The following is an 18,872-nucleotide window of genomic DNA, read 5'->3' on the forward strand; positions in this document are numbered from 1 at the left end:
ACAGCCCCATAGGATCTCTCGGACGACCGACCGACGCCACCCGCACTCCGGAGATCCCGGGCACCCGGGCCGTGCCCCAAAGCCCGACACGACACCAGGGACAGGCCCAGCGCGGCATCAGACCCCACGCGTCACCCGAATCCGGGATCCCCGATCCCCACGAGACAAGGACCGATGGTGAGCCTCCCCCACTACCCACAAGCCGGTACCGACCGGCGCCGGCCCGCGCTGCTCCGACTGGCTGCGGCCCTGGCCGGTGCCCTGATGATGATGCTGGGCACCGCCCTCCCCGCACACGCAGCCGCCCCCGCCTGGCCGGTGCTCTCCCAGGGCGCTGGCGGCAACGACGTGGCCAGCATGCAGTTCCTGCTGCGCCAGCGGGGCCAGACCCTCGTCGCCGGCGGCTACTTCGACGCCCAGACGCAGAACGCCGTCGTCTCCTTCCAGACAGCCAGTGGCCTGACGGCCGACGGCATCGTCGGAACCAACACCTGGGGCAAGCTGGTCGTCACCGTCTCCCCCGGTGACGCCCAGGCCGATGCCGTACGGGCGATGCAGTTCCAGCTGCAGAAGATCGGCTACAACGTGCCCACCGACGGAGTGTTCGCCGGCGACACCACCACCGCCGTCAACGACTTCAAGAGCAAGCAGCAGCTGACCGGGGGCAGCACCGTCGGCAGCACAACCTGGCAGTACCTGCTCGGCGCAGCCCCCGGGAGCGGCGGCGTCTACGGCGGCTACGCCTTTGTCGTGCCAAGGGGCGCCGTCGCCGGAGGCCGGGACAGTCTGCTGCAGCCGCACCACGACTACCCGGCGGACGACATCCCGGTCGACGAGTGGACCGACGCCTTCGCCGTCACCTCCGGAACTGCCCGGCAGAACGGCGGTGCGAGCGACGCCTGCGGGTACGGCCTGGCAATCGACGGCGACGACGGCGTCACCTACCAGTACTGCCACCTGAACAGCCGCCTGGTGGCAACCGGCACCCGCGTGACCCCGGGCCAGCTGGTCGCCTACACCGGCAACACGGGCAACACCACCGGACCGCACCTGCACTTCGGCATCTTCCGGGGCGGTGTCTCGGTTTGCCCGCAGCAGATGCTGGCCGCCCTGTGGGACGGCACCACTCCCCCGTCCCCGCAGTCGCTGCCCACCACCGGCTGCTTCTACTGACCGCACGTCCGCCCGCAGCAGCCCGCCCGCACAGCCGACAGGACCGCACACCGCCAGCTCCCCCGGCCCGCAGGTGAGCGGCCCGGTCATCCCCCAGCCACACCGCCCCCGGGCCGGTCCGGGATCCCCCGCTCCTGGACCGGCCCACCACCCCGAACCGGCGCCACCCGTCACCACCCCGGCGGCCCGCGAAGACCACGAACAGGAACCCCCGCATGCGCCTTCCCCACCGCCACCGCATCGCCCTGCCGGCAGCCGTCGCCCTCGCCACCGGCATGCTGATGGTCGCCGCCCCGGGCGCCACCGCGCCACGACCGGCAGTCGCCGCCGCCACTGACCCTGTGCTGACCGCCGACATCGACCGACTGCTCACCGACCCTCGACTGGTCGGCGCGATGGCAGCCGTGGAGGTCGTGGACACCGGGACCGGAGAGGTCCTGTACACCCACAACTCCCAGCAGCTGGAACTGCCCGCCTCCACCATGAAGCTCATCACCTCCGCCGCCGCGTTGGACACGCTCGGTACGGACCACCGCTTCACCACCGACATCCTGGCGGACGGCAGGCGCACCGGCGCCGTCCTGCAGGGCGACCTGATTGTGCGCGGCGGCGGCGACCCCAGCCTGCGCGCCGAGGACCTCGACGCGCTCGCCCAGCAGGTTGCCGACAGCGGGGTCCGTCTGGTCACCGGCTCCCTGGCCTACGACGCCTCCCGCTACGACGACGTGCCGTTGGGGAGCGGCTGGGCCTGGGACGACGAGCCGTACTACTACAGCCCGCAGATCTCCGCCCTGACGATCGCCAGCGACACCGACGACGACATGGGGACACTGCAGGTCACCCTACTCCCGGTGCACCCGGCAAGCCCGCCGCGGTGCACGTGGTTCCCGCCGACACCGGGGTGACCATCACCGGCGCCGTGACCACCGGCTCGGCCGGGAGCGACTACAGCGTCGACGTGACCCGCCGCCACGGCACCAACGAGATCGTGCTGTCCGGCAGCCTGCCCGCCGACAACGGCCCCGACGACGAATGGGTCACCGTCGACGACCCGGCCCGGGCCACCGCGAACGTCCTGGCCGCCGCCCTGCGGCGGCACGGTGTCCACGTCCTGGGCCGCACCCCGGTCGCCCGCACCACCCCCGCCGGCGCTCGGCCCGTCGCCAGTCACGACTCCGCCACGCTCGGCGACCTCCTCGTACCGTTCCTCAAGCTCAGCAACAACGGCATCGCCGAGCACCTCGTCAAGGAAATGGGCCGGGTCAAGGCCGACGACGGCAGCTGGGCCGCCGGACTCGCCCAGATCGGCGACTTCCTGCACAGCAACGCACTGGACACCACGCCGGCACGCCAGGCCGACGGATCGGGGCTTTCCCGCTACGACCTGGTCACCGCCGACCGCTACACGGCGCTCCTGTCCTACGCGCGCCACCAGCCCTGGTTCAGCACCTGGTACGAGGCACTGCCGATCGCGGGCAACCCCGACCGCCTGGTGGGCGGCACCCTGGCCGGCCGCATGCAGGGCACTCCGGCGCAGAACAACGTCCACGCCAAAACTGGCTCCATGAGCGGCGTCGACACCATCGCCGGGTACGTCACCGCTCCCGACGGACGCAAGCTCGCCTTCACTGTTCTGCTGAACAACTTCGCTGGCGCACGCCCGCGTTCGGTGATCGACCAGATCGCCGTCCGGCTGGCGGGCGGCCCTCAGCGCCCGCGGCGCTGCGCGCGCAGGTCGACCGCGTCCCCGGCGCCGAGACCGACGCTGGGCAGCATGGCGTGCAAGGCCGCATGTGGGATTGACCCGACCGCAGGTCGCACGCAGCACGCAGCCGGCCGCCGGAGCACTCCTCCCGGTGGCCGGCGTCCCACCCACCCGCCGATAGGCTTCGTATGCGAACCCATCGACAGCTACGACACGGAAGGAGAGCAGCGCTGTGAGACGTCCCGACGCTCCCGTGGAACCGGCGCCCGCGGTGGTCGGCGTGGACGCCGGCGGCACGAGCACGCGTTGCGCCGTGGTGGGGTTGGACGGGCGGGTGCACGACCGCGGCCGCGGCGCCGGCGGGAACCTGCGCTCCAGCTCTGATTCTGCCGCCGCACTCCATCGGGCGCTGGAAGGCGCCCTGGCCGGAGTGGAGCGCCGCCGGGTCCTGGCCGGTCACCTCGCCTTCGCGGGCGCTGCCGGCCAGGACGCCGCGGCTTAAGGCGAATTGGCCGCCCTCCGTCTGGCGCAGGGCCGGACTGTCCGGTACTCCCGCCGTCGCCGGCGCCACCGCCTGTCCCGACGCTCTGCTCCAGCTGGCCGGCACGGGCGCCGTTGCCGCCCTGTACCGTCGCGGCGTTCAAGTCGCACGGCGTGACGGATACGGCTGGCTGCTCGGTGACGAAGGCTCGGGCGTCTGGCTGGGTCGCCAGGCGGTTGTCGCCGCGCTGGCCGGCCTGGACGGCCGCGGGCCGAAAACCACCCTGCTGCATGTTCTGCCTCGGGCGTTGGGCCTCCACGATGCCGCGGCGCTGACCGCAACCGCGCTGGCCCGCCGCATGGTGAGCGCCGTCCACGCCGCCGAACCGGCCGAGCTCAGCCGCCTTGCCCCGCTGGTGGACGAGGCGGCCCGGGCCGGTGCCCCCATCGCTGATGCCATCGTCACCCACAGCGCGCGGCGTCTGCTGCCCACCCTCGACTCGCTCGCGCCGGCGGCCAGCGCGGACTTCGCGGCCCTGCCGGTCGTCCTGGCCGGCGGACTGCTCACCGGTGAGACTCTGCTTGCCGACCGGTCACCCGCGTATTGCGTGCCGGCGGCGCCACCACCGTGCCGGTGCGGGACGCCGCCACCGCCGCCGCCCTTGCGGCCCTCGGCCTCCACCCGACCGTGCCGCCCGCCCGGGCCCACCGCCTCCACCGCGCAGTCGCCGCGCTCGCGTAGGGGTGGGCCTGCGGCCGCGCGCCGGGCGTCACCTTGGGCGCGGCCCGGCCCCGGCACGCACGACAGCACTGGGGGCACTCTCGCGGCCAACCCGGTCAACGGCCGTCACCGCGTACCAGGCGCCGCGGGCGTCGTCCGGCACGTCGAAGAATCCGACGGCCGCCGGGACCAAGGCCACCAAGTGGTCGGCGTCCGCGGCCGGACGCGGGCCAACGGGCCGCGCGTCGTAGCGGTAGACCGCGTACTGGAACGGCGCGGGGTGAGCGCCGCCGCAGGCCGACTCGAAGGCCAGCCCCCGGGCACCGCGGCGCTCCACCCGGACAACGGGGCGGCGCGGAGCAGCGCCGTCGGCCAGACGTGGAAGCACCGGCACCAGGGCGGGCCGCTGCCAGTGGTCGGCCTGCAACCGGCTGATCGACCCGATGCGGTCGGCCCAGGTGTCCTTGGCACTGAACAGGATGTCGCCGCTGATCTGGGGCAGCGTGGTATTGAGGTCGAGGTGGCGCGACAGCTCGGCCTGGTCCTGCCACGGAGCCGGCTGGGCAGGGTCGGCCACCTTGTACACGGCCTGCCCCGTCCACAGCAGTGTTCCGGTGTCGGCGGTCTGCGCAGCCCACCAGGGGGCGAGAACTCCGTAGTCGGCGACGGCCAGGCCGATGTGCCAGTACAGCTGCGGGGCGATGTAGTCCAGCCAGCCCTTCTGGACCCAGCCGCGGGTGTCGGCGTTGAGGCCGTCGTAGGACTGGAACGCCTTGGTGGCCGAGCCGCCCGGATCCCTGGTGTCGTTGCGCCACACGCCGAACGGGCTGATGCCGAAGTACGCCTCCGGTCTGGCCTCGCGAACGAGCTGCTGCATCTCGCTGACCATCAGGTCGACGTTGGCGCGGCGCCAGGCGGCCCTGTCAGTCCACCCCGGCCGTAGGCGGCGAACGCCGCATCGTCGGGGAAGTCCTGGCCACTGACCGGGTACGGGTAGAAGTAGTCGTCGAAGTGGACACCGTCGACGTCGTAGCGCCGCACTGCGTCCAGCATGGCCTGCTGGGCGAAGCGCCGAGCAGCCGGCACACCCGGGTTGTAGTACAGCTTGCCTCCGTAGGAGACCGTCCACTCCGGGTGGGTCCGGGCCGGGTGGTCGGCCACCAGCGCGGTGACATCGGGCTGCATGGACACCCGGTAGGGGTTGAACCAGGCATGGAAGGCCAAGCCGCGCTCGTGGGCGGCACGGACCATGAACTCCAGCGGGTCCCAACCGGGGTCCTCGCCCTGCACGCCGGTGATCCACTGCGACCACGGCTCGTACGGGGACGGCCAGAAGGCGTCCGCGGTGGGACGGATCTGCACGAAGACAGCATTCATGTTGCGGGCCCTGGCCCGATCCAGCTGGCCAACGAAGTCCGTCTGCAGGCGCTCGGCCGACAGGCCGGCCTGTGACGGCCAGTCGATGTTGACGACCGAGGCGATCCACACGCCACGCAGCTGGGCCTTGGGCCCTGCCACCGCCGGTGCGGGCGATGTCGAGGCATCCGCTGCCCGGGCCGGGCCGGCGGCTAGCAGCCCGCCGGACGCGCCCGAGGCGACTACGGCCAGTGCGGAGAGCACGCTCCGGCGGGAAGGTTCGGGCGAAGGCGACATGGCGGCTCCGTGGGAGACGTGGGCGGGCAAAGGGGTATGAGGCCCCACCGTCCGCGCAGCGGCGCAGCAGGGCGCGCTCTCGGCAGGGCGTGCCCACTGTGCCGGGTGCGCCACGAGACACGTCAAGGGCTGGGCAACTGATGCGGCGTGATTTCCCCTGTCAGGCAACTTCCCGGCACCGCAGCGGGGAAACACCGGCCCGCCCGCTACCGTCGGCCGCATCCCGCCACGCGCCTCCGCACCGCTGGCCGCGGCAGTCACCGGCACGCACGACGCAAGGCAGCCGTCAGGTGAAGGTTCTCGGAATGATGTCCGGCACCTCGCACGACGTCATCGACGTGGACCTCGTACTCGACGACAGCGACGCGTCGGCCCGGGGCCCGATCCCGGCCCTGCCGGGCACGGTGCTGCGCGGACGGCTGCTCCACCAGGCCGCGGTCCCGTACGACGACGGGCTGCGCACCGTCCTGGCGGCGTCGCTGCCGCCGCGCCCGGTCGACATGGCCGCCGTGTGCCGGCTCGACACCCTGATCGGGCAGTCCTTCGCGCGGGCAGCAGCCGAGGCATCCGGCGCGGTCGGCGGAGTGGACCTGGTCGCCTCGCACGGACAGACCGTCTACCACTGAGCCGACGACGGGGTCGTGCGCGGCACCCTCCAGCTGGGCAGCCCCTCATGGATCGCGGAGGTGGTCGGCAGCCCGCTGGTGCTGGCCGGCGTGCCGTGCGGAACGAGCCCCGCTGTCGGCGTCCCAGGCGCGTATCGCGGCGCGCTGAACCTCGGCGGAATCGCCAACCTCACCGTTGCGGGCACCATGGACGGCCAGGCAGTCGCGTACGCCACCGGCCCCGCCAACGCGCTCCTGGACGCGGCCGTGCTGCAAGCCACCAGAAGGAACTACGACCGCGAACGGGGCCCTGGCGGCCTCCGGCCACGTCGACGGCGCGCTCCTGCTGCGTCTCCTGACGGAGCCGTACTATCGGCGGCCGGCACCGAAATCCACCGGCAAGGAACTGTTCCACTCCGGCTACCTGGACAGAAGGCTGGCGGAGCACCGGGCGTCGGGGGCACACAACCGGCCGTTGCCGACCTGGCGACCCTCGCGGCCCTGACGGCACGCACCGTGGCGGACGAAGTGCGGCGCCACGCCCTGGGCGAGGTGCTGGTGTCGGGTCGCGGCTGCCGCAACCCCGTGCTGACCGCCGAACTGCCAGGAGTACGGCTGGTGCCGAGCGGCACCGTGGGACTGCCGTCGGACGCGAAGGAGGCGGCGGCGTTCGCAGTTCTGGGCTGGTACACCATCCACGGGCTTCCCGCCTCCCTGCCGTCCCGCACGGGCGCACGCGGGCCCCGGGTCCTGGGCTCCGTGGCACCCGGCCCCGGCGGGCTTCCGCGACCGGCCGCAGTGCGCCGGGCCCCTGCCACCACGGTCTTCCGCACAGGCTGAGCCGGAAACGGTCCCCTGATCGGCCCCGCTGACGCATCGACAGACTGTCCGCGCCCGGAGCGCAGGCATCGACACACCGTCCATCGCCGCCGCCCCGCAACCGCCCCTACGGTGAAGGCCCGCGGGTGACGGCAGCCAACGCATCGCCGCCGAAACACCAGCCCCGGTCCGTCCGGCAGCGCGGCCGACGACCCCCACGCACCTGCACCACCCCTGTCTCCGGTACCCCTTCCCGCCCCACCGGCAGGAACCGAGAGGAACACAGCGGCCATGCACACGCCCTCGCACAGACCCTCCCGCACCGCTCGCCCCGCGCGTGCGCTTCCGGCCATGGCGGCCGTCGCAGCCCTCGCCCTGGCAGCGTCCGCCTGCGGCGGCACGGCAGACCGCGCCAGCACGTCCGCCGACCAGGGCCCGCAAGCCCGGCGGAACTTACACCGTCGCCCTCACCGAGCCCAACCACCTGACGCCGGGCCAGACCACCGACAGCTACGCCATCCAGGTCATCCAGGGCCTGTTCGACACCCCGGTCACCCTGGACCCCAAGGACGGCCACGTGCTGCCGCTGGCGGCCTCGTCCGTCGAGTCGGCGGACCAGAAGGTCTGGACGATCAAGCTGCGCCCGGACGGCATATTCCACAACGGCGAGAAGGTCACCGCACAGAGTTTCGCGGATGCCTGGAACGCCGCCGCCTACGGGCCCAACGGCTGGGAGTCGAACTACTACTTCGCCCAGATCGACGGCTACGCGGACCTCAACCCGGCCGAGGGCCAGCAGCCGAAGGCGAACAAGCTGTCCGGTCTCAAGGTGGTCGACGACACCACCCTCCAGGTCACCCTGACCGCACCGTTCAGCCAGTTCCCGATGATGCTGGCCTTCACCGCTTTCGCACCGCTGCCGAAGGCGGCGTTCACCGACGCCAAGGGCTTCGACGCGCACCCGATCGGCAACGGTCCCTTCCAGATGGTCGGCGACTGGGTGCACAACCAGAAGATCGCCCTCAAGAAGTCGACGGCCTACGCGGGCAGCCGCAAGGCCATGGCGGACGGCGTCACCTTCAAGATCTTCACCAGTAAGGACACCGCTTTCACCGAGTTGCAGGCCGGCAACGTCGACATCATGACGACCGTCCCCGCGGCCCGCGCCCCCGAAGCCAAGCATGCCTTCGCCGACCGCTACTCCGTGCGCCCCAGCGGCACCATGGACTACCTGGGCCTGCCGCTGTGGGACAAGCGCTTCCAGAACCCGGACCTGCGCCGCGCACTGTCGATGGCCATCGACCGCCCGGGCGTCACGCAGGCCATCTACAACGGGGTGTTCAAGCCCGCCGACTCCGTGGTCGCCCCGATGATTCCCGGCCACCGCGACCAGGCGTGCGGGGAAGCCTGCACCTACGACCCGGCGAAGGCCAAGGCCCTGTTCGACCAGGCCGGCGGCTTCACAGGCCCGCTGGAGCTGTACTTCTCCAACTCCGATCCCACATACGAGCAGTGGATGACCTCGGTCGCCAACCAGCTCAAGCAGAACCTCGGCATCCAGGACATCAGCTTCAAGAAGATGGCCTCCGCCGACCTCGGCCCGATCCTCAACAAGCGCCAGGGCACCGGCCCCTACCGCCAGAACTGGGTGATCGACTACCCGAGCATGCAGAACTACCTCGACGGGCTGTACAACCCCGACAACCGCATGGGGTGGACGAGCAAGGAATTCGACGCCCTCGTCGCCCAGGGGAACGCGGCCAAGGACCCCAAGGACGGACTCGCCGCCTACCAGAAGGCCGAGGACGTGGCACTCAAGGAGATGCCGCTGATCCCGCTGTGGAACTGGCAGGACCAGTCGGCCTGGAGCACCAAGGTCGGCCACGTCCTCATCGACCCCTACGTCACGGGCCTGCACCTGGACGAAGTCACCGTCAACCGGTGACCGCCGGCCGCGCCCCGCGGCCCCCGCCCACCACCACGAGCCTCGGCCTCCTCCCGCGGACAACCGAGAACCCCAGCCCACACGCCCGCCGGCCCGGCCCCCTGTCCGGGCCGGCGGCCCGAACCCCCGGGGGCAGCCTTCCATGGGCCGATTCATCGCCCGGCGCCTGCTGCACGCGATCCCCGTGCTGCTGGCAACCACCTTCCTGATCTACGCGCTCGTGTTCGTCCTCCCCGGCGACCCGATCCAGGGCCTCGCCGGAGACCGGCCCGTCCCGGCCTCGGTGCTCCACGAACTCCACCAGCGCTACCACCTGGACGACCCTCGTCGTCCAATACGCCAAGTACCTGCGCGGACTGCTCACCGGCGACTTCGGAACCACCTTCCGGGGCCAGCCGGTCGGCGACGTCATCGCCGACCGCTGGCAGGTCACCGTCCGACTCGCACTCACAGCCTGGCTCTTCGAAGTCGTCCTCGGCATGGCACTCGGCGTGTGGGCCGGACTCAACAAGGGCCGCTGGGCCGACAACATCGTCCTCGGCGCAACCACCATCGTCATCGCCGTCCCGGTCTACATCGTCGGCTACCTGGCCCAGCTGGTCCTCGGCGTGAAACTGGGCTGGTTCCCCGTCTCCGGCGCCGACGCCGGCTGGCCCACCGCCTACCTCCTCCCGGGGCTGGTCCTGGCCTCCTTCGGCCTCGCCTACGTCGCCCGCCTTACGCGCTCCTCACTGGTGGAAAACCTGCGCGCCGACTACGTGCGCACCGCCGACGCCAAAGGCCTCAGCCGACGCCGGGTGATCATCAGGCACACCCTGCGCAACTCCCTCATCCCCGTGGTCACCTTCCTCGGGGTCGAGCTCGGCTCACTGATGGCAGGGGCCATCGTCACCGAGTACATCTTCAACCTGCCCGGCATCGGCCAACAGGTCTTCCAGTCGATCCAGCTGCGCGAGGGCCCCACCGTCGTGGGCATCACCACCGCACTCGTCCTGGTGTTCATCCTGGCGAACCTCGTCGTCGACGTCCTCTACGGCCTGCTCGACCCGAGGATCCGCCATGACTAGCCCCCAGCCGTCGGCCCCCGGGGACACCCTGCTGCCGCCCGCCCCCACCGGCATTCCCACATCCTCCGAGGCACAGGGCCCGCAGCAGACCGCGCCCGCATCGCTGAGCCGCGACGCCTGGCATCAGCTGAGCCGACGCCCCCTGGTCTGGGTCTGCCTCGCGGCGATCACACTCATCGGCCTGATGGCCGCCGTCCCCGACCTCTTCACCACCCTGCTCACCAACGACAACGGGCGCTGCGAGCTCTCCCGCTCCAAACTCGGCCCCACTGATGGCCACCCCTTCGGCTACGACCTGCAGGGCTGCGACTACCTCGCACAGGTCATGCACGGCAGCCGCCCCTCCCTGCTGGCCGGCGTGGCCGTCACCACAGGAGCGCTGCTCGTGTCCGTCGTCCTCGGTCTTCTCTCCGGCTTCTACGGCGGCTGGGTGGACAACCTCCTCTCCCGCGCCACCGAGGTCTTCTTCGGCCTGCCGTTCGTCCTCGGCGCCACTGTCATCCTCGTCGCCTTCCCCCGGCACGGGCTGGGCGCCATGACCCTCGTCCTCGTCGCGCTCGGCTGGAGCACCATGACCCGGGTCATGCGCGCGCAGGTCATCGCCGTCAAGGACGCCGACTACGTCCGGGCCGCCCGAATGTGCGGAGCCCGACCGACCCGGCTCATGCTCCGCCACATCCTCCCCAACGCCATCACCCCCGTGGTGGTCGTGGCCATGCTCAACATCGGCAACGTCATCTCCGGCGAGGCGACCCTCGACTTCCTCGGCGTCGGTCTCCAGTACCCCGCAGTCAGCTGGGGCCTGCAACTCAACACGGCCCAGAGCTACTTCCTCGACCACCCGCACCTACTGGCCTTTCCCGCCCTCTTCCTGTCAGCCACCGTGCTCAGCTTCATCCTGCTCGGCGACGCCGTCCGCGACGCCTACGACCCCAAGCTCAGGTGACCCCGTGACAGCCACCGCACCCGCCACCGGCGAGGCCGACACCCCCTGCTCGAAGTGGACGACCTCCACGTGGAGTTCCGCACCTCCCGCGGAACCGTGCGCGCCGTCAACGGCCTCAGCTACACCCTCCACGCCGGCGAGACCCTCGCCCTCCTCGGCGAATCCGGCTCCGGCAAGTCCGTGGCCGCCCAGGCCGTCATGGGCCTCCTGCCGACACCACCCGCCCGGATCACCCGGGGCGCGGTCCGCCTGCACGGCCGCGACCTGCTGCAACTGCCCGACTCCGAGCACCGCAAACTACGCGGCACCAAAATCGCCATGGTCTTCCAGGACGCACTGTCCGCACTGAACCCCGTCCTCACCGTCGGCACCCAGCTCAGCGAAATGTTCCGCGTCCACCGCGGACTGCGGCGCAAGGAAGCACGCACGAAGGCCATCGAGTTGATGGACCGGGTCCGCATCCCCGCGGCCGCCCGCCGCGCGGACGACTACCCCCACCAGTTCTCCGGCGGGATGCGCCAACGCGTCATGATCGCCATGGCCCTGGCACTCGACCCCGACATCGTCATCGCCGACGAGCCGACCACAGCCCTGGACGTCACCGTCCAGGCCCAAATCATGCGCCTGCTCGCCGAGCTCCAGCAGGAAACCGCGATGGGCCTCCTCCTGATCACCCACGACCTCGGCGTGGTCGCCTCCGTCGCAGACCGAATCACTGTGATGTACGCCGGCCGCGCCGTCGAAGAATCAGACGCACCACCGCTCTACACCGCACCCGCCCACCCCTACACCCTCGGCCTGCTGAACTCGGTACCCCGACTCGACCGCCCAGGCCAACGACTCCACCCCATCCCCGGAACACCGCCCGACCTCGCCGACCCACCGACCGGATGCGCCTTCCACCCCCGCTGCCCGCAGACACAGACACGCTGCACACACGAGATACCCGCCCTTCTCCCCGTAGGCCCACCGCCCGGCAAGCGCCGCAGCGCCTGCCACTTCACCGAGGAGGTCCTGAACCGAGGAGGCCAACGGTGACCACCGAGACCACCGCCACCCCGCAGGCCACCGCCACCGCCTCGCCCGCCCGGCCCGAACCGAACGAGGAGCCCCCGATCCTGCGGGTCCGCAATCTGACCAAGCACTACCCGATGACCCGTCACCTGCTCTCCCGCCGCCCACGGGACACCGTACGAGCCGTCGACGGCATCGACCTCGACCTGCACCGCGGCGAAACACTCGGCCTGGTGGGCGAATCCGGCTGCGGCAAGTCGACCCTGGCCTCCGTCCTCATGGGAATGGAACAGCCCACCTCCGGCACCGTCGAAGTCGACGGACAGGACCTCTTCGCGCTGGACCGCCGCCAGCTGCGCGCCATGCGCCGCCGAGCGCAAATGGTCCTGCAGGACCCGTACTCATCCCTCGACCCGCGGATGACAGTCGGCGAGATCGTGGCCGAACCACTGGTCATCCACCCCGACACGGCACCCCGGGCCCAGCGTCGCGAGACGGTCAACGAGCTGCTTCGCCTCGTGGGCCTCGACCCGGCACACGCGGACCGCTATCCCCACCAGTTCTCCGGCGGCCAACGTCAGCGAGTCGGCATAGCACGAGCACTGGCCCTCGGCCCGGAGCTGCTGCTCTGCGACGAACCGGTGTCCGCACTCGACGTCTCGGTCCAGGCACAGGTACTCAACCTCCTCGCCGACCTCCGCGAGCGCCTCGGCCTGGCCTGCCTCTTCATCGCCCACGACCTCGCGGTGGTGCAGTACCTCTGCGACCGGATCGCCGTCATGTACCTGGGACGGATCGTGGAAACGGGCACACGCGAGCAGGTCTACGGGCAACCGCACCACCCCTACACCCGGGCACTGCTGGCCGCCGTACCCGTGCCCGACCCGTCCCACCGAGGCCTGCCCCGCCCACTGCTGGAAGGCGACCTCCCCTCTCCGACAGACCCGCCGTCCGGCTGCCGCTTCCGCACCCGCTGCCCGCAGGCACAGGACCGCTGCGCACAGGAGGAGCCCGAGCTGACCGTCCGGCCCGGCACCGACCACCCGACCGCCTGCCACTTCCCCCTGGTAGTCGTGCCGGCGCCCGTGACAAAAGCCCCGGCCACGGAGCCCTCCTGACGGCCTGCCGAGAGGCGCCCTGCACTCGCCGTCCCGCCCGGCGCGCCGCTCCTGGCGGGCGGGACGGTGCCCTGCAGACTGCTCCGGCCGCCAGCCGCAGGGCCGCACCACGAGGACCCCGGATGCCGGGCACGCCCTGCGCGCACGGACGCTGGCCGCACGACCGCTCCACGCACCCGCACCCCGTTCCACCGGTCCCGCCCCGGGACCGTGCTCCCTCCAACCCGGTCGACGCCATGAGACAAAGGAGCGCCGCACTCATGCCAGACGTATCCGCACGGCCCGGACGAACCCACCGGCGCCGCATCTCCGCCCACGCCCGATTCGCCCTGATGACAGCCGTCGGCCTCCTGCCCACCCTCGCAGTGGTGCCCCAGGCCCAGGCCGCCGACCAGGCCACCGGCGGCGCGCGGGCCACAGGCTTCGCCGCAGCCGCCGCCGAGTACAAGGTGCCGCTGCAGGTCCTGCTCGGCGTCTCCTACCTGGAGAGCCGCTGGGACACGCACAACGGCGCCCCCAGCACCGACGCCGGCTACGGCCCGATGCACCTGACTGACGCCCGCGGCGCGCTGAACGGCCTCCACCAGCAGAGCGACGGCACAGGGGACCCGCGCGGCAAGGACGACACGCCCCTGAACATCCACATGCCACCGACGCCCACCCCCGCGTCGCAGATCCCCACCCGGCTCCAGACGGTGGACGAAGCCGCCCGCCTCACCGGCGCCACCAGCCAGCAGCTCAAGAGCGACCCCTCGACGAACATCCGCGGCGGCGCCGCCCTCCTCGCCGCCCACCAGGCCGCCCTCGGAGAACCCGCCTCCACCGACCCCGCCGCCTGGTACGGAGCCGTGGCCCGCTACTCCGGCGCCGACGACGACGCCACCGCACGACAGTTCGCCGACCAAGTGTTCGAGGTGATCGCCGAGGGCGAAGCCCGCCTCACCGACGCCGACGGCGGCCCGGTCACCCTGCCCGCCGCCCGGATCGCCCCGCGCACCGATCAGCTCGCCAAACTGCACCTGCGACACGCCCAGAGCGGCGCGGACTGCCCGCCCTCCCTCGGCTGCGAATGGATCCCCGCCCCCTACCAGCAGCTGTCGGACGCACCCGGCGACTACGGCAACCACGACCTGTCCAACCGGCCGTTCAACCAGAAAATCGACTACATCGTCATCCACGACACCGAGACGCTGTACGAGCCCACCCTGAGCCTCGTCCAGGACCCGACCTACGTCTCCTGGCACTACACGGTGCGCTCCGCCGACGGCCACATCGCCAACCACGTCAACCCCAAGGACGCGGCCTGGCACGCCGGGAACTGGTACGTCAACGCCAAATCCATCGGCATCGAACACGAAGGCTTCCTCGCGCAGGGCGGCCAGTGGTACACCGAGGCCATGTACCGCAACTCGGCGAAGCTGGTGCGGTACCTGGCCGGCAAGTACGGCATCCCCTTGGACCGCGCACACATCGTCGGCCACGACAACGTGCCCGGCAGCACCCCCGCCAGCATCCCCGGCATGCACCAGGACCCGGGCCCCTACTGGGACTGGGGCCACTACTTCGATCTGCTGGGCCACCCGTTCACGGGCTCCGGCCCCGCCGCCACGGCCGGCCTGGTCACCATCGCCCCCGACTACGAGACCAACGCCGAGCCCTACTACTGCGGCGACACACCCGCCGACCTGTGCCCCGTGCACGGCTCCGCGTCGATCACGCTCCGCACCGCACCACACGACGACGCACCACTCGTCACCGACATCGGCATCCGGCCCACCCCGGGCACCTGGTCGGTGTACGACCACGCGGCCCGTGTCAGCACCGGTCAACAGTACGTCATCGCCGACCGCGACGGCGACTGGACCGCGATCTGGTACCTCGGCCAGAAGGGCTGGTTCCGCAACCCCGCCGCCAAGCCCGTCACGCTCACCGAATACGGCCTGACAGTCGTCACCCGACCGGGCCGAACCTCGGTACCGGTGTACGGACGCGCCTACCCTGAGGCCTCGGCCTATCCCACGGGCATCAACCCGCAGGCCATCACGCCGCTCCCGTACACCCTCCAGCCAGGACAGCGCTACTCCTTCGGCGGAGCCGTCCACGGCGAGTACTACTTCTCCAACACGTTCGACCAGGCGAACCACACAGTCGTCCGCGGCACGAACGTCTACTACCAGATCCAGTTCGGCCAGCGATTCATGTTCGTCAACGCCGACGACGTCCAGCTGGTGCCGAGCTGGGCGCCCGCACCCACCGGCGGCTGAGGCCGGTAGCGTGGGTGCCGGCGCCGCGCCGCCGGCACCCACGACCGGCCACGGGCGGCCAGAGAGCCAGGACAGCACGATGACAGGGCACACGCCGGACAGGTCCTCTCCCCACCCGAGCCGGCAAAGCGAGCCCAGGGGCTCCTCCGGCAGCGACACTGGCCCCGGACTGGCCGCGCTCCATCGCTGGGCAGACTCAGCCTCGTTCGCGGACGGCACCGCCGAAGGACTCGTCCTGACCGACCACCACCCCGCCTTTCCCGGACGGACCGCCCTGGCCTGGCACGAACACGTCGGCTCCACCTCATACACCGACCCCTTCGGCCACGGACCCGGAACCTGGCGCTACGCCCGATGGACCTCACCCTGGACGCCGGTCGGGCTCGAGCTCGACCGACCCGGCGCCCCCCAGGCCCACAACGCTCCCGACCCAGTCGGCGCGGACGAGCTGGTGCCCTCCTGGACCGCCACCGGCCCCACCCACAGCCGCCTCACCGTACGCCTCCAGGTACGGGACGCCACCGGCAACGAATCCGACTGGTACACCATGGCCCAGTGGGCGCCCGGCGACGAGACTGTGCACCGCACCACCGTCCCCGCACAGTCCGACGCATTCGGCACCATCGAGATCGACACCTTCACCGCCGCGCCAGGACGCACCACCCATGCCTTCCGGATCCAGACCCTCCTCCTCCTCGCCGACGACCAGGAACCCGATCCCCGCGGGACCGCCACCTCGGACGCCCCACCCGCACTGCACTCCCTCACAATGATGGTCTCCAACAAGGCCGCGCCGACGCGCCACACGGTCAGCGGCCACGGCGGCGCCTGGGGCACCATCCTCGAAGTACCCCAGCGCTCACAGGAAGTCCACACCGGGCACTGTCCGCAGTACGACGGGGGCGGCGAGGCCTGGGCCGGCCCCGCCTGCACCGCCATGCTCACCGCATATTTCGGCCGTGGCCCCGCCGACGACGAACTGCTCTGGATCGATCCGAAGGATCCGGCCCCCGACGTCGACTTCACCGCCCGCGCCGTCTACGACTACGCCTACAAAGGCTGCGGCAACTGGGCATTCAACGCCGCCTACCCCGCCAGATACGGCCTACTTGGCATCGTCACCCGCCTCCGGTCACTCACAGAACTCGAGCACTTCATCACCGCCGGAATCCCCATTGCCACAGCACAGTCCGCCCGGAGCAACGAACTCGGCGGCTACTCCACCGCGGGAAACATCATGGTCGTGCGCGGCTTCGAAGAGAACGGCGATGTCGTTGTCAACGATCCGCTTTCTCCCACGGACAAGGACGTACGCCGAACCTACCCGCGCGGCGACTTCGAACGCGTATGGATGGCCGGCGGCGGAATCATCTACCTCGTTCACCCACCACAACATCAGCTGCCACCAAACATCCCGGGGCTGCCCAGGAACTGGTGACTGAAGAGTTTGGAATCTTCCGTGACAGCCAACCCACGCACCAACATGGGACAGCGGAACGAGCGGAACGGTCCGCCGTTGTCCGTGACCATCATGACAAGTGGCTGCACGGCGCCGTCGGCGTCGCGCGGGGCCAGGTCGGCCAGCCGGGAGCGGGCCAGGAACTCGGCCTTGGCGAGCGCAAGCTCGATCGCGGCGATCGAAGCGTCCCGGTCAGCGCGACGTGCCAGCCCAGCTCGTACTTCGACCAGTAGTCCCGGCAGCAGGCCAGTCGCCAGGTGCCGCCAACGGTGGTCTCAAACTCGGAGAAGTCCATTTGCCAGACCTGGTTCGGACCGGTCCGGTGGCAAAGGCGGCCTTGCGGCGGGCTGCAAGCTGTCGCCGTTCGCGCTGGGAGTTCGCCTCCAGCAGCAGACCCTCGTCGCGCAGCAGCCGCCGCACGGTGGCCTGCGAGACGCGGTGGCCGTCGCGGCGGCACATCGCCCACACCTTCCGATGACCCCACGCCGGGTGCTCGAGCGTGTGCCGGCGGGCAGCATCGCGGACCAGCTCCCGGGCAGGACGCGGCCACGGCCCCCGAGCCTGCGTGCCCTGACGGACACGGGCCTGGTGACGGCGCCAGGTGTCCATCCCCTCGAACCGTAGAGACCTTCCTTACGCGGTCGGTCCAGCTGAATGTGTTCGGCGCGGGCGTTGCTGATGAGCCGTTCGAACTCGGCGGGTGCATGGCCGGCCGCCGAGGTATGCCTGCGGCGAGTGTTGTAGAAGTCGGTGATCCAGGTGGCGATCTTGATCCGGGCCTGGTCCCGCGCGGTGAAATGGTGCCGGTGGATGTATTCGACCTTGATCAGCGATTTGAAGCTCTCGGCGGCGGCATTGTCCAGCGCCGAGCCCACATGCCCCGTCAACTGCACCACGCCCAACGTGTCGCCAAGGCCGTTGCACGCCTCGCTCGTATATTCACTGCCGCGGTCACCGTGGAAAATCACGCCGTCCACCTCGCCGCCACGGGTGGCGGCCGCCATCTTTGAGAGGACGTCCTGCTCGTTTGCGGGATAATTCATGGATTGTGCCAGGTTATGACGGTTTCGCCCGTTGCCCGCTCGGCGAGATTGGAGATCATCGCGAGGCGGATCACGCTTTCGGAGTGCTCGGGTTTGGTCTCGTAGTCGCGGGCGAGTCGCCGGTGCATCATGATCCAGCCGAAGGTGCGCTCGACGACCCATCTCCTGGGCACGACCGAGAAGCCCTTGACCTGGGCGTTTCGCGGGACGCCATCAACGTCGATGCCGAGCTTCGCTCCGTGTTCGATCGCCTGGGTCTTGTAGCCGGTGTCGACCCATGCTTGGTGATTGCGGGGTGCGATTCGGCGAGTCGGGTCAGGAGTTGCTTGCCGGCGTCGTGTCGGAGACGCCGGCGGCGGTGACCGTGACGAGTAGGAGGAGGCCGAGCGTGTCGACGACGATGCTGCGTTTGCCTCCGAGGATCTTCTTGCTGGCGTCGATGCACTGGGTGGCAGTCGGCACACGATAGTCTGCAGCGGACGCGCACGACCGGCAGATCCGGGCCGACGCCGCCCATGGGTTCGGAACTGCGGTCCGGAACCGGGTGCGCTCGGCTCCAGGCCGGCGATTCGAAACAACGCGCGCACAGCCCGATTCACCGACGATGAGACCGCCGACCGTGCGGAGCTGCCCGCAGCGGCCGACGGCTCGATCGATTTGGTGAAGGATCTACCCCGAGTGTGCTCAGCGCGGTGGTACGCACTGCTGCCCTGACCGTGTGCGAGTCGGGCCGATTCGTGCCGACGAGCGGACTGGCATGCTCGGGGGAGCAGAATCTCGCCATCCCGGACCCGTGGCACATGTACAACGCGATCACGCACCGGCGGACGGGCGAACATTGGGTTCATTCGACCGCTCGC

At 70.7% G+C, this 18,872-nt stretch carries 9 protein-coding genes and 7 pseudogenes; 12 read left to right on the forward strand and 4 right to left on the reverse strand.

Annotation, left to right across the window (positions count from 1 at the left end):
* Window positions 1-174 precede the first annotated feature (174 nt).
* From ABEB13_RS01275 to ABEB13_RS01290, 4 genes and pseudogenes are all read left to right on the forward strand, one after another.
* Window positions 175-1,173: a peptidoglycan-binding protein gene (locus ABEB13_RS01275; protein ID WP_345703875.1), complete on the forward strand. Its 999-nt coding sequence runs from the start codon at window positions 175-177 to the stop codon at window positions 1,171-1,173.
* Between the two features lie 395 nt (window positions 1,174-1,568).
* Window positions 1,569-3,262 (forward strand): annotated as a pseudogene (gene dacB, locus ABEB13_RS01280) (D-alanyl-D-alanine carboxypeptidase/D-alanyl-D-alanine endopeptidase).
* A gap of 203 nt (window positions 3,263-3,465) precedes the next feature.
* Window positions 3,466-3,921, forward strand: a pseudogene (locus ABEB13_RS01285) (BadF/BadG/BcrA/BcrD ATPase family protein); the annotation flags it as partial.
* 71 nt (window positions 3,922-3,992) lie between these two features.
* Window positions 3,993-4,100, forward strand: coding sequence for a twin-arginine translocation signal domain-containing protein (locus ABEB13_RS01290; RefSeq protein ID WP_345703876.1), 108 nt, complete (start codon window positions 3,993-3,995; stop codon window positions 4,098-4,100).
* 367 nt (window positions 4,101-4,467) lie between these two features.
* Here the strand turns inward: ABEB13_RS01290 and ABEB13_RS40130 are convergent.
* Window positions 4,468-5,732, reverse strand: a pseudogene (locus ABEB13_RS40130) (glycoside hydrolase family 10-like protein); the annotation flags it as partial.
* A 290-nt stretch (window positions 5,733-6,022) separates the two neighbouring features.
* On the opposite strand from ABEB13_RS40130, the pseudogene ABEB13_RS40135 reads away from it, so the two are divergent.
* The 8 genes and pseudogenes from ABEB13_RS40135 to ABEB13_RS01355 all read left to right on the forward strand — a co-directional run bounded on the left by ABEB13_RS40135 (window position 6,023) and on the right by ABEB13_RS01355 (window position 16,948).
* Window positions 6,023-7,177, forward strand: a pseudogene (locus tag ABEB13_RS40135) (anhydro-N-acetylmuramic acid kinase).
* Between the two features lie 316 nt (window positions 7,178-7,493).
* Window positions 7,494-9,101 (forward strand): peptide ABC transporter substrate-binding protein, encoded by a 1,608-nt coding sequence (locus ABEB13_RS01325; protein WP_345703880.1) that lies wholly within the window; start codon window positions 7,494-7,496, stop codon window positions 9,099-9,101.
* A gap of 142 nt (window positions 9,102-9,243) precedes the next feature.
* Window positions 9,244-10,168: pseudogene (locus ABEB13_RS01330) on the forward strand (ABC transporter permease).
* Window positions 10,161-11,114, forward strand: coding sequence for an ABC transporter permease (locus ABEB13_RS01335; protein WP_345703881.1), 954 nt, complete (start codon window positions 10,161-10,163; stop codon window positions 11,112-11,114). Before ABEB13_RS01330 ends, ABEB13_RS01335 begins: the two are co-directional and overlap by 8 nt.
* A gap of 45 nt (window positions 11,115-11,159) precedes the next feature.
* Window positions 11,160-12,152 carry an ABC transporter ATP-binding protein gene (locus tag ABEB13_RS01340; RefSeq protein WP_345709494.1) on the forward strand — a complete coding sequence of 331 codons (993 nt, stop codon included), beginning with the start codon at window positions 11,160-11,162 and terminating at the stop codon, window positions 12,150-12,152.
* Complete coding sequence (locus tag ABEB13_RS01345) at window positions 12,149-13,246, forward strand: ABC transporter ATP-binding protein (RefSeq protein WP_425559844.1); 1,098 nt, start codon at window positions 12,149-12,151, stop codon at window positions 13,244-13,246. The genes ABEB13_RS01340 and ABEB13_RS01345 overlap by 4 nt, the downstream gene beginning before the upstream one ends.
* A 260-nt stretch (window positions 13,247-13,506) precedes the next feature.
* Window positions 13,507-15,510: an N-acetylmuramoyl-L-alanine amidase gene (locus ABEB13_RS01350; protein ID WP_345703882.1), complete on the forward strand. Its 2,004-nt coding sequence runs from the start codon at window positions 13,507-13,509 to the stop codon at window positions 15,508-15,510.
* Window positions 15,511-15,589: 79 nt separating this feature from the next.
* Entirely contained in the window at window positions 15,590-16,948 is a 1,359-nt protein-coding gene (locus ABEB13_RS01355) for a C39 family peptidase (protein ID WP_345703883.1), read from the forward strand.
* 213 nt (window positions 16,949-17,161) lie between these two features.
* Here the strand turns inward: ABEB13_RS01355 and ABEB13_RS40140 are convergent, their stop codons facing one another.
* The 3 genes and pseudogenes from ABEB13_RS40140 to ABEB13_RS01365 all read right to left on the reverse strand — a co-directional run.
* Window positions 17,162-17,578 (reverse strand): IS3 family transposase, encoded by a 417-nt coding sequence (locus tag ABEB13_RS40140; RefSeq protein ID WP_380232234.1) that lies wholly within the window; start codon window positions 17,576-17,578, stop codon window positions 17,162-17,164.
* A gap of 89 nt (window positions 17,579-17,667) precedes the next feature.
* Window positions 17,668-18,012: pseudogene (locus ABEB13_RS40145) on the reverse strand (integrase core domain-containing protein); the annotation flags it as partial.
* A pseudogene (locus tag ABEB13_RS01365) lies at window positions 18,009-18,474 on the reverse strand (transposase); the annotation flags it as partial. The pseudogenes ABEB13_RS01365 and ABEB13_RS40145, both read right to left, overlap by 4 nt.
* Window positions 18,475-18,872: the final 398 nt, after the last annotated feature.

The sequence above is a fragment of the Kitasatospora paranensis genome, assembly GCF_039544005.1.
In the GTDB taxonomy this organism is placed as follows: domain Bacteria; phylum Actinomycetota; class Actinomycetes; order Streptomycetales; family Streptomycetaceae; genus Kitasatospora; species Kitasatospora paranensis.

Excerpts from the sequence above, each read along its gene's own strand:
- ABEB13_RS01275 (WP_345703875.1), top strand. The coding sequence starts at position 175 with ATGGTGAGCCTCCCCCACTACCCACAAGCCGGTACCGACCGGCGCCGG.
- ABEB13_RS01350 (WP_345703882.1), top strand. The coding sequence starts at position 13,507 with ATGCCAGACGTATCCGCACGGCCCGGACGAACCCACCGGCGCCGCATC.
- ABEB13_RS40140 (WP_380232234.1), bottom strand. The coding sequence starts at position 17,578 with ATGGACACCTGGCGCCGTCACCAGGCCCGTGTCCGTCAGGGCACGCAG.
- ABEB13_RS01335 (WP_345703881.1), top strand. The coding sequence starts at position 10,161 with ATGACTAGCCCCCAGCCGTCGGCCCCCGGGGACACCCTGCTGCCGCCC.
- ABEB13_RS01355 (WP_345703883.1), top strand. The coding sequence starts at position 15,590 with ATGACAGGGCACACGCCGGACAGGTCCTCTCCCCACCCGAGCCGGCAA.